The following is a 247-nucleotide window of genomic DNA, read 5'->3' as shown; positions in this document are numbered from 1 at the left end:
TTCGCGTCGCTGTACGGGGCGGACGTCCGCGCCGACCTGCTCGGCGGGCTGCGCCGCCGCCCCGCGGACGTCGTCTTCCTCAACGACGCCCACGCGTTCTTGATGGGGGAGTGGTCCGCGGGCGCGGCGCGCGGCCACACCCGGGTCGTCGGCATCACCCTCGGCACGGGTGTCGGCTCCGCGTTCCTCGCCGGGGGCCGGATCCTCGACCGGGGACCGGGGATACCGCCCGAGGGGCGCATGGACC

General features: G+C 76.5%; 1 protein-coding gene. It reads left to right on the top strand.

The annotated features are described in order from the left end of the window. On the top strand, positions 1-247 hold a 247-nt coding region (locus G3I40_RS35505; RefSeq protein ID WP_164558955.1), incomplete at both ends, for an ROK family protein.

This window comes from Streptomyces sp. SID14478 (assembly GCF_010548525.1).
Taxonomy (GTDB): Bacteria; Actinomycetota; Actinomycetes; order Streptomycetales; family Streptomycetaceae; genus Streptomyces.
The sequence above is the reverse complement of the archived record's forward strand: the minus strand, read 5'-3'. Positions and strand labels throughout refer to the sequence as shown.